The sequence below is a fragment of the Microbacterium testaceum genome (genome assembly GCF_029761935.1).
Lineage (GTDB): Bacteria > Actinomycetota > Actinomycetes > Actinomycetales > Microbacteriaceae > Microbacterium > Microbacterium testaceum_A.
In genome coordinates this window covers 937,932-950,377 of record NZ_CP121699.1, presented here as the reverse complement: position 1 = coordinate 950,377, position 12,446 = coordinate 937,932, and the positions used below count along the sequence as shown (strand labels likewise).

The 12,446-nt window shown below is 67.9% G+C and carries 17 protein-coding genes; 5 read left to right on the top strand and 12 right to left on the bottom strand.

The annotated features are described in order from the left end of the window. The first annotated feature begins 19 nt into the window (after window positions 1–19). Together QBE02_RS04590 and QBE02_RS04585 are read left to right on the top strand one after the other, a co-directional pair. Window positions 20–229, top strand: a complete 210-nt coding sequence (locus tag QBE02_RS04590) for a hypothetical protein (RefSeq protein WP_279367305.1) — start codon at window positions 20–22, stop codon at window positions 227–229. A gap of 271 nt (window positions 230–500) precedes the next feature. Next, window positions 501–896 (top strand): ribonuclease inhibitor, encoded by a 396-nt coding sequence (locus QBE02_RS04585; RefSeq protein ID WP_279367304.1) that lies wholly within the window; start codon window positions 501–503, stop codon window positions 894–896. Window positions 897–921: 25 nt separating this feature from the next. Here QBE02_RS04585 and QBE02_RS04580 read toward each other — a convergent pair whose 3' ends face one another. The 12 genes from QBE02_RS04580 to QBE02_RS04525 all read right to left on the bottom strand — a co-directional run bounded on the left by QBE02_RS04580 (window position 922) and on the right by QBE02_RS04525 (window position 9,659). Beyond that, window positions 922–1,386, bottom strand: a complete 465-nt coding sequence (locus QBE02_RS04580; RefSeq protein ID WP_279367303.1) for an NUDIX domain-containing protein — start codon at window positions 1,384–1,386, stop codon at window positions 922–924. A gap of 48 nt (window positions 1,387–1,434) precedes the next feature. Next, complete coding sequence (locus tag QBE02_RS04575) at window positions 1,435–1,941, bottom strand: hypothetical protein (RefSeq protein ID WP_431844582.1); 507 nt, start codon at window positions 1,939–1,941, stop codon at window positions 1,435–1,437. A gap of 128 nt (window positions 1,942–2,069) precedes the next feature. Next, window positions 2,070–2,636, bottom strand: a complete 567-nt coding sequence (locus QBE02_RS04570; RefSeq protein ID WP_279367301.1) for a GAD-like domain-containing protein — start codon at window positions 2,634–2,636, stop codon at window positions 2,070–2,072. Between the two features lie 50 nt (window positions 2,637–2,686). After that, a complete protein-coding gene (locus QBE02_RS04565) occupies window positions 2,687–3,034 on the bottom strand; it encodes a DUF2185 domain-containing protein (RefSeq protein WP_268103723.1) in 348 nt (115 codons plus the stop codon). Window positions 3,035–3,144: 110 nt separating this feature from the next. Beyond that, window positions 3,145–3,711, bottom strand: a complete 567-nt coding sequence (locus tag QBE02_RS04560; RefSeq protein WP_268103724.1) for a hypothetical protein — start codon at window positions 3,709–3,711, stop codon at window positions 3,145–3,147. A gap of 6 nt (window positions 3,712–3,717) precedes the next feature. Then, window positions 3,718–4,869, bottom strand: coding sequence for a polymorphic toxin type 15 domain-containing protein (locus tag QBE02_RS04555; protein WP_279367300.1), 1,152 nt, complete (start codon window positions 4,867–4,869; stop codon window positions 3,718–3,720). A gap of 140 nt (window positions 4,870–5,009) precedes the next feature. After that, complete coding sequence (locus tag QBE02_RS04550) at window positions 5,010–5,327, bottom strand: hypothetical protein (RefSeq protein WP_268103726.1); 318 nt, start codon at window positions 5,325–5,327, stop codon at window positions 5,010–5,012. Further along, a complete protein-coding gene (locus QBE02_RS04545; protein WP_279367299.1) occupies window positions 5,324–5,719 on the bottom strand; it encodes a YbaB/EbfC family nucleoid-associated protein in 396 nt (131 codons plus the stop codon). The genes QBE02_RS04550 and QBE02_RS04545 overlap by 4 nt, the downstream gene beginning before the upstream one ends. Window positions 5,720–5,856: 137 nt before the next feature. Then, entirely contained in the window at window positions 5,857–6,684 is an 828-nt protein-coding gene (locus QBE02_RS04540; protein ID WP_279367298.1) for a siderophore-interacting protein, read from the bottom strand. Continuing rightward, window positions 6,677–7,639, bottom strand: a complete 963-nt coding sequence (locus QBE02_RS04535) for a FecCD family ABC transporter permease (RefSeq protein ID WP_279367297.1) — start codon at window positions 7,637–7,639, stop codon at window positions 6,677–6,679. Before QBE02_RS04535 ends, QBE02_RS04540 begins: the two co-directional genes overlap by 8 nt. Window positions 7,640–7,698: 59 nt before the next feature. Then, window positions 7,699–8,739, bottom strand: a complete 1,041-nt coding sequence (locus QBE02_RS04530) for a FecCD family ABC transporter permease (protein WP_279367296.1) — start codon at window positions 8,737–8,739, stop codon at window positions 7,699–7,701. Beyond that, window positions 8,736–9,659: an ABC transporter substrate-binding protein gene (locus QBE02_RS04525; protein WP_279367295.1), complete on the bottom strand. Its 924-nt coding sequence runs from the start codon at window positions 9,657–9,659 to the stop codon at window positions 8,736–8,738. Before QBE02_RS04525 ends, QBE02_RS04530 begins: the two co-directional genes overlap by 4 nt. A gap of 142 nt (window positions 9,660–9,801) precedes the next feature. On the opposite strand from QBE02_RS04525, the gene QBE02_RS04520 reads away from it, so the two are divergent. The 3 genes from QBE02_RS04520 to QBE02_RS04510 all read left to right on the top strand — a co-directional run bounded on the left by QBE02_RS04520 (window position 9,802) and on the right by QBE02_RS04510 (window position 12,355). Further along, window positions 9,802–10,575, top strand: coding sequence for a hypothetical protein (locus QBE02_RS04520; RefSeq protein WP_279367294.1), 774 nt, complete (start codon window positions 9,802–9,804; stop codon window positions 10,573–10,575). A 287-nt stretch (window positions 10,576–10,862) separates the two neighbouring features. Beyond that, window positions 10,863–11,528: a hypothetical protein gene (locus QBE02_RS04515; RefSeq protein ID WP_279367293.1), complete on the top strand. Its 666-nt coding sequence runs from the start codon at window positions 10,863–10,865 to the stop codon at window positions 11,526–11,528. 44 nt (window positions 11,529–11,572) lie between these two features. Beyond that, window positions 11,573–12,355: a hypothetical protein gene (locus QBE02_RS04510; RefSeq protein ID WP_279367292.1), complete on the top strand. Its 783-nt coding sequence runs from the start codon at window positions 11,573–11,575 to the stop codon at window positions 12,353–12,355. Window positions 12,356–12,446 lie beyond the last annotated feature (91 nt).

Sequence of the window (12,446 nt, the reverse complement as noted above, 5' to 3'; positions counted from 1 at the left end):
GCGCGCCTACGCTGGCGTCATGACGAATGCCGCCGATGGCTCGAACCCGCTGCGCACCGTGCTCGCGAAGATCGACGCGGACGTACCCCTCAACACCCCGTTGCACTACAACCAGGGCCACACCAGCCCGCGGCTCGACCGTCTCGAGGCGAAGCTCGCATACATGGCCGACTACATCGCCTTCCTCGAACAGCGCATCCAGTCTCTAGAGGGAAGAGTAGTTAGCTAGGCGAGATATTAGGCGGTTGTCAACCACCCTCCGCGACGACGGCCGCTCGCGGACACTTGGTTCATGCAGAACGAGAACACGCCTCACGAGGGCCTTGCCGACGACTTCGCCGATCTCGACACCGCGCGCCCCTTCGGGTCGTACCTGTCGGTGATCAACGGCGGCAACTAGTCGTCCGGAACCTCCGAGCGAGGTTCGCACGAGAGGGCCGGATGCCGACAGGCGTCCGGCCCTTCGTCGTTCACTTCCACCACCCAGAAGAACGGATGCCATGACCCCGCGCACCATCGAGATCGACGGGACGGCGATACATGGCATCCCGTCGCTCTACGCCGAACTGAACCGCGTGTTCATGCCCGACGAGGAGTGGACGCTGGGCGAGAGCCTCGACGCCCTCGACGACCTGCTGTACGGCGGGTTCGGGGTGCTCGACGGGGCGGAGCCGGTGCGAGTGGTGTGCAAACGGGCTGACATCGCGCGGGAAGCGCTGGGGATCGACGCGACGCGCGAGTACTACCGCGCGAAGCTCGCCCGGCCCGAGGTGTTCTCCGCGGCCACCGCCCAGCGCGCTCTGGACGCGCTCGAGTCGGGCGTGGGGGTGACGTACTTCGAGCTGGTGGTGAAGGTGTTCCGGGATCACCGGAACATCGAGCTGGTGCTCGACTGACGGGGGAGGGGTGATCCGGCTCCTGTTACCGCCCCGTCGTCCGGGTGACGACGGATCGGACCCACGGCGCCGCGGCCACGGGGTAGAGGGGCGCGGACTCTTTCCCAGCGTCGAGCGGTCGCCAGACGACGGGTACGACGGAACCGTCGGACTCGGTGAGGGTGCCGCCGTGCTCTGGGGGCAGGGGGTCGAGTCCGCCGGAGTAGAGCGCGATGATCTCATGACCCGCCTCGCCGTTGTAGCGGAAGAGGCTCTCGATCGTGTCGAGGTAGGTGAGGTCAGTGATGCGCGCGCCGAGTTCTTCCTCCACCTCACGGACGATCGCTTCGCGATGCGTTTCGCCGAACTCGACACTGCCGCCGATCAGGCGGTGAAAGCCCCGCGGGTTCTCATGCGTCGGTCCGTGGGCGCTCACGAGGTGAGCCGGTGAATCGGGGTGAGGGACGAGGAGCATGGCTTTCACGCGGATGAGTGACGCGTCCAGGGGCATGTCGTCATCCTCTCGCGCGCACCTGATCAGGCAGTCTTCGTGGCGGGTTCAGCCCGTGAAGGGGATCGGGCCGGCGAGCTGAGTCGTGAGCGCGATGTGCTCAAAGATCCGCGAGCGAGTGAGGAACTCGACGCTTTCGGAGCCGCCCGCGGGAAGGGGAAGAGTGCTCGCGTAGATGTCATCGAAGTCTGCGGGCGCCGTCAGCGGTCCGTACGCCGCAGCCGCCTCGTCGTAAGGAGCGGAGTCGTAGATCTTTTCGCGCCACTCGGCACTGGTGATCTTGAGTCCGAGATGACGGATGCTCGAGCTCATTCCCGAGATGCGGGAGTACCGGTACTGCAGCACCCGGTAACCGCCTCCCGAGGCGACCACGATGTCCCCGAGACCGGTTGCGAAGAGGGGAACCATATCCCGGTGAGGCAGATACTCTCCGATCATCTCCCCGTAGTAGTCGGGGTCGATGACCTTCAGGAATCCGTTGGCCGCTAATCCGAATCCGTGGATCTGCCACATTTCGAGCACGGCTTCTTCGAGGATTCCCGAGTATTTCTGCATCGTAGCGGCCGAGGTCGGGGCGATCGGTGTGAAATCTTCGAATGGCCGGAATGCCATGGTCATCCATCCCTGTGACTGTCTAGAAGGTCTCCGCGCACCGTTTCGGCGTCGGTGCCCGCCCCGGAAAGCTATCCCGCGAACGGAATCGGGCCGGCAAGGTGTGCGGTGAGCGCGATGTGCTCGAAGATGCGAACACGTGCCAGGTGCTCGACCCCCTCGGGGCCTCCCGCCGGGAGGGGCAGCGGTGGGGCGTAGATCTCGTCGAAATCGGCGGGGGAGTTCAGGGCGCCGTACCTCTCAACGGCTTCGGCGTAGGGGGCGTAGCCCATAAATCTGTTGAGCCAGCTTTCCTGAGCCGCGAACAGTCCGATCATGTCCAGGCTCGATCCGACGCCACCGGTCGCGCGGGCGTATCTGAACTGCAGCACGCGGTACCTGTCGTCGAAGAAGACGACGACGTCGCCTAGCGCCGTCGCGAGGACAGGGACCATGTCCGGGCGGGGGAGGAACTCGCCGATCAGAGAGGAGTATCGCTCGGGGTCTATCGCCCGCAGGAAGCCGTTGGCCGCGAGTCCGAATCCGTGAGCCTCCCAGAGCTCGACGAGCGCAGGCTCAACCAGGTTGCGGTATCGAGCGACGGTGGCGGATGGAACGGCGGCGACGCGGACGAAATCGCGGAAGAGCTCGACGGGCACGTCAGATGTCGTCCTCGGCTCGTTCGTGCGCGCGCATGATGCTCTCGCTCTCAGCCGAGGTCGGACGCAGATACTTCGCGTCCCGTCTCGTTGTCGAAGAAGCGGATCGCCCCTTGGTCTCGGGTAATGGCCAGGTCTGTGCCCACCGGCATGTTGAGCAGTGGGATCACGGCCGGCTCGATAGCCGCGATCGTGTTGAAGGACGCCACCTCGAGGTTCGACGGGTCATCGAGATATGACTCGTCGTCCATCTCGGAGAAGAACCGCCACCCGTTGTCGGACGGGTTCGACGGAGCCTCGCGAACGGCCCACTTGAGGGGCGCGCTGCCGTCGAGGACGCGCCGGGACGCTATGGATGCTCCAGAGTCGCGGACGAACTCAGTAACGTTCGCTGACATATTTCTCCATTCGTGGGACAACGGCACCGCGGAAAGAATTGTCTCGGTAAGGCGGTGGGGACACTTGGTGTGTCATGTTGAGAACTCGCAATAGGCGGCGCTAGCTTCCGTCAGCCTGCAAAAGGAATCGGGCCCGACAGCTGAACTGTCAGTGCGATGTGTTCGAAGATTCGAGAGCGAGTGAGGTTCTCGACGCCCTCCGGTCCGCCGGCGGGGAGGGGGAGTTCGTACCCAAAGATGTAGTCGATGTCATCGGGGGAGTCGAGCGGGCCGTAAGTGTTCATCGCTTCGAAGTAGGGCTTCGCGTCGAGGAACTCTTCGAGGTATTCGCGATCCGCTGCTCGACGTCCGATACGAGCGAGACTCGATCCGACTCCGCCGGTTGCTCTGGCGTACCGAAATTCAAGGACGCGGTATTTTCCTGAGTAGGCGACGACTATGTCCCCCATCCCCGTTGCGAGAACAGGGATCATGTCGGGCCGCGGGAGGTATTCTCCGATCATGGTCAGGTAATAGGCGGGGTCGATCAATTTCAGGAAGCCATCGGCCGTGCAGCCGATGCCGTGCGCATGCCACAGTTCTACGACCGCGGGCTCGACGAGCGGTGAGAACTTCTCCAGAGAACTAGCGGGCATTGCGGAGAAATGCTTGAATCCTTCAAATGGGGATACAGTCATATCTTTTTATCCTCTGATTCTCACGTTGAGTAGCGTGTTGCGCAGTTGTTCGGGGGACATCCCGTTCGCCAGTTCACGGATCTCCGATTCTAGGACGGGCACACGCGTTCGCCACTGCGACCCCACGGAGGAGTTGACTGCGGCGTCCCCCACCCCGTCGAAATCGAGGGGGTCCCCTCCGGCGACCGAGTCGAGGCGGTGGATTGCGTGCTGCGTTTCCAGCCATTCGGCCGCTTCTTGCCTCGCCTGAGCGGCTGTTCGACCTTGGTCCTGAAGCTCGTCGATTTTGTCGATCAGCGCGGCTTGTCGAACCGCGGCCTGTTCGGCCTTCACCGCGCTCGAACGATCCCCCGTGAACTCATCCCTGCGCTGCAGCCACGTCTCGAACGTCGTGTTGTCCAAGACGTCCTGCGCGTTGGTGATCTGCCGATCCCATTCCGGGCGACTGTGCTTCGGGTTGTACGTGAAGTCGACGCCCAACTGAGTCGGATGGCGCACCAGGCTCTCGGCTGCGGTCTCCGTAGCATGCACAGCGCTGGAGCCTTTGCCGCCCCCGACCCACTTCGTCAACAACTGCAGCGCCTTGCCCGCCATGCTGCTGAGCTCTTCGACGAGTCCGCGCAGCTTGGTGAAGGCGTTCACGACGGTGGTGATGGTCTTGCTGATGCGCGGCACGAGCGCAGAGACCCGCGAACCGACCTGCGCGGCGATGACCGGCGTCGCGAGGCCGACCGTCGCGACCGCGGTGATAGCGGCTGAGATCGCCATGCCGACGATCTGACTGATCGCGTCTCGGACCAGGTCGTGGGTCATCTGCACGAGCGACGACGCCATCGACAACCCCGTCGAGATCGCCCCCGCCCACTGGCCCGACGTCGTCAGGTGTTGCGACAGCCCCTGCACGTGCGCGGTGTACGCGGTGATGGTCTCTCCCGACAGTCCGTCGAGGTCGGCGAGGCGGTTCTGGGCGGTGACGCCCAGTTCGTTCATGCGTGCGCCGACGTTGTTCCACGTGGCGGCGAAGGCCTGCACTTCAGCCGCGTTGCCGGTGAGGTCGTTCAGCCAGCCCTTGAGCGGTTCGATGTGGTCGAGCAGCCAGCCGAGACCGTTGGCGATCAGCGTGCCGATGGGGTCCATCACGGCGGCGACGGTGTCCATCGCGGCCGAGAAACCGGCGATCCCGCCTTCGACCCAGTTTCCGCTCCGGATGGCGTCTGCCAGGGCCTGTCCATCGGTGACGATGAAGGCGCCCGAGAACGCCGAGGTCGTGTCGACGGGCGCCGCGACGAGAGAGGTGCTCATCCGAGACCTCCCTCGAGACTCTTCGTCGCCTGGACCACGGCCTCTTCGTAGGCGTCGAAGTCGGCGACGACGCCCCGCAACTCCTGCCCGGTGCGCTCGAGGACGCCCTCGGCGCCGTTGATGTGTTGCGAGACCGCGCTCGAGACGAGACCGACGGGTGGGACGATCCAGGCGCACATCACACCGAACGCCCCGCCGCCCAGATTCACGCTCTTCAGGGCGGCTGCCGCTTCGGCGGCGTCCGAAGCGAGCTGCTGCACGCGCGACGCGTGCTGCAGCATGACGTCGGCATCCATCCGGATCTGCGGGGTCATCGCAGGCCTCCTCGGCGCGTCACTCCGTCGTCTTCCTGTTCGGGAATGAGCTCCGCGGCCACGACGCCGACGATGGGGTCCGATTCGCCCATGATCTGGGTGGTCACTTCGAGGGTGCGGATGCGGGCGTCCTTCGTTGCCTTAGCGATCAGGTCCATCACCTCGGCGCTGACGCGGCGGCCTCCGCGCTCGAGCGCGGCGTCGGCGATGTCGAGGTCGCGGATGACCCCCGCCGCGTCCACCTCGACGGAGATGTCGCGGGTACGCGCCACCGCCTTCGCTCGGACCTCTCCGATCGCGGCTTGCAGGACCGGCAGCTTCTCGCCGCGTTCCTGCGCGCGACGCGTGTCTTCTTCGATCCGCGCGAGCGTTTCTTCCGGTGATCCGTACACGCTGTGCCCCCACCCGGGCCTCGCGCAGTAGACGTTCCTCCACAGCGCGCGGCAATCGTCACTTATCCACAGACGAGGGTAGGTCGGAATACGGCTGAACAGGATGAGAATCGTCTCATCTCCGTTCCGGGGCCGGCTCAGTCGACGAGCGCCCCTCCCGCGCGCCAGTACCCCAGGAACGACACGCGCTCGCGTGGCATTCCGAGCTCTCGAACGAGCACGCGGCGCGACGCGGCCACGACGCCGGACTCCCCGGCGAGCCAGGCGTAATCGGCTTCGGCGGAACCCCAGGCGCGGACGGCCGCTTCCGTCTCGCCACGCGCGACCACGCGCACGTCGACGGCATCGCCGAGTCGGGCGACGGTGACGTCGTCTGCGGCGTCGCCGATCTCGACGATCGCAATGCCACGGGCCTGGGGCGGGAGGGCGGCCGCGATGTTGCGGACCGCGGGGATCGCGGTCTCGTCGGCGACGAGCAGGAACCTGCCGAGGGCGGGCGGTTGCCAGTGGATGCCGTATCCCGTCCACCCGTTCCGCGCGTCGGGCCCGGTGATCACGACCGATTCGCCGACGCGCGCGGCGCGCGCCCACCGCGAGGCAGGTCCTTCGGGGGAGTGCAGGTAGAAGTCCACGTCGATCTCACCGGCGTCCGGACGGATCGCCGCGGGGGTGTAGGTGCGCAGGACGTTGCGCTCCGCGACCGGCAGCGCCTTCCAGCGCGTGTACCACTCGGACGGGTGCGGCGTCGGCTCGTCCAGCAGGCCGATGTCCGCGAGGCCTCCGCCCGGCAGGGGCAGCACGAGCTTGATGCGCTGATCCACGCCCCACGGGGCGAAGTGATGCAGCGCGTCGCCCGCGAACGTGAGGCGCAGGAAGTTCGGCGACAGCATCTCGCGCGCGCTGACCTCGACGGCGAAGGCGCTGTACTCCCACGGGCGAGTCAGGGGGGCGGTGATGTCAGGCACGGCGGCGGATCTCCGAGACGATCATGACGATGAGGTACGCGCCGCCCACCGAGACGGTGACGACGCCCACGGGAAGGGCGACCGGCAGGACGTGCTGGGCGATGGCATCGGATACCAGCAGCACCAGCGCCCCGACCAGCCCCGAGAGGGTGAGCGACAACGATGGCGAACGTGCGAGGCGCCGCGCGATCTGCGGAGCCGCGAGCGCCACGAAGGCGATGGGCCCGGCGATCGCGGTGGCCGCGGCGACGAGCACCACCCCGATCAGCAGGGCGACGCTGCGCACGAGGTGCGGGCGCACACCGGTGGCGGTCGCGAGGTCGTCGCCGAGTTCGAGCTGACGCAGCGACGGACCGAGGGCGAAAGCCGCGAGGGCGACGGGCAGCGCGCACAGCAGCACCCCGCCGAGCGCGTCGCCGGTCACGCCGTTGAGTGAACCGTGCCCCCACGCCGAGGCGAACATCGCGGTCTCGAGCTCGACCTGCAGCAGCATCCACGTGTTGAGTGAGGCGAGCATGGCCGAGACGCCGATGCCGACCACGATGAGCCGGAAGCCCTGGATGCCCCCGCGATACGCGAGCAGCCAGATGAGGAGGGATGCCGCGAGGCACCCGACCAACGCCCCCGCCGCCCGCGCGGGCCACGACGACGAGACGAGCACCAGCGTGATCAGCATGCCCGTGAAGGCGCCGTTCGACAGCCCCAGGATGTCGGGGCTCGCGAGCGGATTGCGGGTGACCGTCTGGAACAGTGCCCCCGCGATCGCGAGGAGCGCCCCGAGGGCTACGGCGGCGAGCACGCGGGGCAGCCGCCACCCGACGACGACGGTGGTGTCGAGGGCCGTGCCGCTTCCGAGGAGCGCGCGGATCACGGCATCCGGGGCCACCGGGTAGGTGCCCCACCCGAGCGCGAGCACCGCGAGGGTCAGGATGGCGGCGACGGTGGCGGCTCCCACGACGACGCTTCGGCGACGCAGACGGACACTTGCGAGACGCGGCGGGCTCAGGACGGCGGTCACAGTGCGCGGGCCCTTCGTCGGCGCGCGAGCGCGATGAGGACGGGAGCGCCGACGAACGCGGTCACGATCCCGGCCGGCACCTCGGCCGGTGCGATGATCACGCGGCCGAGCACGTCGGCCAGCAGGACGACGATCGGTGCGGCGAGGGCGCTGAGCGGCAGGATGAGGCGCTGATCGGGCCCGACGATCCATCGCACGACGTGCGGCACCATCAGCCCGACGAACGAGAGGGGACCGACGAGGGCGGTGGCCGCCCCCGCGAGCACGGTCACCGAGGCGATGGATGCCACCCGCACGGCCCCGACGCGCGTGCCCTGTGCCTGGGCGAGATCATCGCCCAGCGCCAGCGCGTTGAGGGGACGGCCGAGGGCGCACGCCACGAGGAGTCCGACCACGACGAACGGCACCACCGGCACGATGACCTCGAGCCCGCGGCCGAGCAGCGACCCGGCGTTCCACCCGCGCATGGTGTCGAACGCGTCGGGATCGCTGAGCACCATGCCCGAGGTGACACCCGAGAGCACGGCTCCCACGGCGACTCCCGCGAGCACGAGGCGGATGGGGTCGGCGCGTCCCCGCCCCGCCGAGCCGACGGCCGCCACCGCGACGGTCACGACGAGCGCTCCCAGGAACGCGGGCCACACCAGAAGGAAAGAGTTCTGGATGCCGAAGACCCCGACCGTGAGAGCGACGGCGAACGCGGCCCCCGCGTTGACGCCCAGGATGCCCGGGTCGGCGAGCGGATTGCGCGAGAACGACTGCATGAGCGCGCCCGCCACCCCGAGCGCGGCGCCGGCGACGAGCCCGGCGATCGTGCGGGGGACGCGGAGTCCCTGCACGACGAAGTCGGTGTCGGGGGTGCCGGCTCCCGTGAGCGAGGCCCAGACCGCCGACCAGGGGAGGGGGTTCGCGCCCATCATGAGCGACAGCGCGATCGCGAGGGCGAGGACCGCCGCCAGGACGAGGCTTCCGGCGGCGGTCCTGCCGATGCGCGCGGGCCGGGCGGCGGGCGTCGCCTGCACGTGCGCGGCCGTCATCTCGCGGAGGCGAGGAAGGTCTCGATGTCGTCGAGCACCGACTGCGCGCCCTTGGGGCCGACTCCCGCGACCCACGTGCTCGTGTTGACGAGCGTCACGACGGGGAACGCCGCGGTGTTCTGCGCGATCGCGGCCGGGATCGTCGAGCGGTCGGCCACGTCGGCGGTGGTGACGAAGACGGCGTCGGCAGTGGCGCTGGAGATGTTCTCGGGCGAGATGTCGGCCTGCAGTCCGTCCTCCCACGCGTGGTCGGGGATCGTGTAGCCGACGCACTCGAGCAGGCTCCCGGCGAACGAGACCGGGCCGTAGAGGCTCAGCGTCGTCTCATCGCGCGGGCGGATCATCTCGGCGGTCTTGCCTGCGAGTTGATGCGCGGCCTTGATCTCACCGCAGCGGGTGTCGACGGCATCCACCGCCTTCTTCACCTCGTCCTCGCGGCCGAGAGCCTCACCGATGAGAGCCGCGTTGTCGCGCCAGGGGTCGGCCTGCGTGGCGATGAACACGGTCGGGGCGATCGCGCTGAGCTGGTCGTAGAGGGCCGAGTGGCGGGATTCGGTTCCGAGGATCAGGTCGGGCTTGAGCGATGCGATCGCCTCGAGGTCGGGCTCGCTGACGGTGCCGACCGGCGTGACACCCTCGACGCCGAGGTAGCTCGGCATGCCCTTGACCATGTTGGCGACGGCGGCGCCGACCGGGGTGATGCCGACCGCGACCGCGGTGTCGAGCTCGAGCGGCTCGAGCGTGACCACGCGCTGGGGAGCATCGGTCACCGCGGTGGTGCCGCGGGCGTGCGTGACCTCGTGCGTCGCGGTGTCGGGGGAATCGGAGGTGGATGCCGCGCCACTGGCGCACCCGGAGAGCACGAGGGCGAGTCCGGCGAAGGCGGCGAGGGCGAGGCGGGAGGAGGGGCGCGAGGGCATGGCGAGATGTCCTTTCGAAAGGGGATGCCGTGGCTCTGGGTTAGGCAAGGGTTACCTTACTAGATGCCTCTGGCTCGCACTGTCGGGCGGGTTCTGCACACGGGCCCGCGCACCGATCGCGAGCGTTTGACAGGATCGACCCGTGGCCCTGCGGAAGATCCTCGTCCGACGTCTCTCCGGCGACACGCCCCACGTCTCGACGACGGCGGACATGCGCCGCGCGAACGCGATTCTGACCCTCGTCGCGTTGGCGACCCTCGTGCCGATCTTCATCGTCGTCGTCGCCGACGAGCTCGGTATCCGGCTGGTGATGGGCGCGTTCGCCATCCTGCTCGTCGCGGTGCTCGGGTACGTCACCCTCGTGAAACGTCTGCCGCGCGACGGCGTCGTCTACATCGCCTCCCGTGGACCGGGCCTGCACTTCCGCCCGCCCGTCTGGCCCACCGCGTTGACCGTGGTGCTCATCGTGCTCTGCGGGCTGATGGGGATCGGGGCGGCCATCGCTGCGGGAGTCGACGGCGACGGCTTCGCCTCTCCCCGCCGTTCCCCGCTGCTGCTGACGGTCCTGTCGGTGGTGAGCCTCGGGGTGATCCTCTGGCGGCTGCGGGTGACTCCCGGGCTCCGCCTGACCGTCGACGGTATCCATGGCATCCGCGCGCGCGGCGAAGTCGATTGGCCGTGGGATCTGGTCGGCGAGGTCACCGTCACCGGGCCGCCCGCCACGCTGTCGCTGACGATGGTCGACGGATACGTTCCGGTCACCTCCACGATGAGGTACCTCGGTGGCGACCCCAACCAGGTCGCCGCGATCGTTCGATTCTTCCGCGATCACCCCGAGGAGCGCGGCGTGCTCGAGACAGGGGGAGAGGCGGCGCTCACCCACGCGGCAGACCTCCTCCGCCCCGTCGCGAGTTGAGTGGCCCGCAGGGCGCGGAGACCGGTCTTCCGTGTCCGTGGGTCCTGATACGGTGATCGCCACACACGAATGGGGGCGTTCGGATGGTTCAGTTCGAAGATGGCGTGAAGCGGATCGGGCGGCGCGGCCTGCCGGCGTACGCGGCTTAGGGGAACCCCAGAATGGTCCTCGTCACAACGCACCCACGTCTTGAAGATCCGGGAGTTGAGCCCGTTTCGCTCTTACGAGACGGTCGTCCTCCTGGGCGGTTCGCGCCGTTCATACTCCTGTTCGCGGTCCCTCCGGCGGTGATCGCCGCTGCCGACGCCCGGCTCGGACTGCGCCTCGTGATGGCGTCGCTCGTGATCGCGGTCTGCGCAGCTGCGGTCGTCGCTATCGTGCGTTCCCGAACGATGACGACGGGCGTGGTGCGGTTTCACGACTCATCTCACTCGTTGTGGCTGCGGCCGCCTGCATCGCCTTCCGTCGCGGTCGTGGTTCTTCTTCTCATCCTCTTTCTTCCCGCTGTGGCCCAGGGCGCCACCGACATCCTGGGGCTCGAGACAATGCCGTCCGTCTTGGTGCGGCGTGGCCCTTACCTCCTCGCCGCGCTGGCCGCAGGCGGTCTCGTCGTGATGCTGTGGCGCCTGCGGCGTGCACCGGGGATCGAGATGACCCCGTCTGGTATCCACGGCATCCGTGGCGTGGGTCGCGTGCACTGGCGATGGGACGAGGTCGGCGAGATCACCGTCGAAGCGGGGCGCGTCGCCCGCCTGGGTCTGGCGCACGCCGAGGGATCTCCCGTTTTCGCCGTACCTTTTCTCATGCTCGGGTCGGACCCACAGCGCGCGGCCGCCCTCCTGCGGTTCTACAAGGACAATCCGACCGAACGACCTCTTCTCGCCGAGGGCGGCGCGGAGGCCGTCCGCCGCGCCAACGATGTCCTGCGCGCGCGGCAGGACGCGAAAGGGTGAGCCCGACGTGGGCTCTTCATATCCAGACGAGGATTGCCACACCCATGCCGCTCACTGCCACCACGTTGAAACTTCCTGCCGACGTGCGAACGCGCGTATCTCTGAACGTGCGACAGGAAAAGGCGGGTTCTGCATTCTCGGGCGGCTACATCGCCGCCGCCGTCTGCGCTTTCTTCGCGGTCGTGTTAGGGGTACCCGGTGTGCAGCTCGTCATAGCCGCGATCAGCCTGATGTTCGTCGTTGCCGTGACCGGGGCCGCCATGCAGCTGCGATACGTCAAGGAACGTCGTCTCCTGATCGACACCTCCTCGCCGTCGCTCTGGTTCAAACCGCGCGCTTCGCGCGACGGCTGGATGGTGGCGGTTGCCGCGTCCACCCTCGCTCCGGCCGCGGCGATGGTCTACGGGCTCATCAACGGTCTGGCTGGAAGCGCGTCACGGTCGATCGTCGTCGGTACGAGCGTCATCGCGGTGATCGGCCTGATGACGCTCGGACGCATGCTCTGGTCGGCTCGGCTGCCCGCGGGGCTCGAACTGACGGAATTAGGCACTCACGGCATCCGCGGTGCGGGAGACGCCCACCTGATGTGGGAGGACATCGCAGACATCGCTGTCGTCGCCGCGCCTTCCGCGAAGCTGTCGACCACGGACGCGAACGGCTCGGCTCCAATCCTAGCCTCGATTCTGTACCTCGGAGCGGACCCCAACGACGTCGCCGTGGTGCTGCGCTTCTTCCGAGACCACCCCGAAGAGCGGAACGTCCTGACGCAGGGAGGCAAGGCGGCGCTTCGACGCGTGGAAGAAGCGCTGAACGAGCCTGTCGCCTGACCGACCCCGGGGAATTCTCACGTCGTCGCGCGGGTCGGCCTCGCCGATCGCCTCACCGCGCACCGTGACGCGGCATCCCGCGGGGTGGGTC

Coding starts and splice junctions, on each gene's coding strand:
- QBE02_RS04565 (WP_268103723.1), bottom strand. CDS start 3,034: ATGTCAGCGAACGTTACTGAGTTCGTCCGCGACTCTGGAGCATCCATA.
- QBE02_RS04585 (WP_279367304.1), top strand. CDS start 501: ATGACCCCGCGCACCATCGAGATCGACGGGACGGCGATACATGGCATC.
- QBE02_RS04575 (WP_431844582.1), bottom strand. CDS start 1,941: ATGCAGAAATACTCGGGAATCCTCGAAGAAGCCGTGCTCGAAATGTGG.
- QBE02_RS04510 (WP_279367292.1), top strand. CDS start 11,573: ATGCCGCTCACTGCCACCACGTTGAAACTTCCTGCCGACGTGCGAACG.
- QBE02_RS04555 (WP_279367300.1), bottom strand. CDS start 4,869: ATGGACACCGTCGCCGCCGTGATGGACCCCATCGGCACGCTGATCGCC.
- QBE02_RS04560 (WP_268103724.1), bottom strand. CDS start 3,711: ATGACTGTATCCCCATTTGAAGGATTCAAGCATTTCTCCGCAATGCCC.
- QBE02_RS04590 (WP_279367305.1), top strand. CDS start 20: ATGACGAATGCCGCCGATGGCTCGAACCCGCTGCGCACCGTGCTCGCG.
- QBE02_RS04530 (WP_279367296.1), bottom strand. CDS start 8,739: ATGACGGCCGCGCACGTGCAGGCGACGCCCGCCGCCCGGCCCGCGCGC.
- QBE02_RS04525 (WP_279367295.1), bottom strand. CDS start 9,659: ATGCCCTCGCGCCCCTCCTCCCGCCTCGCCCTCGCCGCCTTCGCCGGA.
- QBE02_RS04580 (WP_279367303.1), bottom strand. CDS start 1,386: ATGCCCCTGGACGCGTCACTCATCCGCGTGAAAGCCATGCTCCTCGTC.
- QBE02_RS04550 (WP_268103726.1), bottom strand. CDS start 5,327: ATGACCCCGCAGATCCGGATGGATGCCGACGTCATGCTGCAGCACGCG.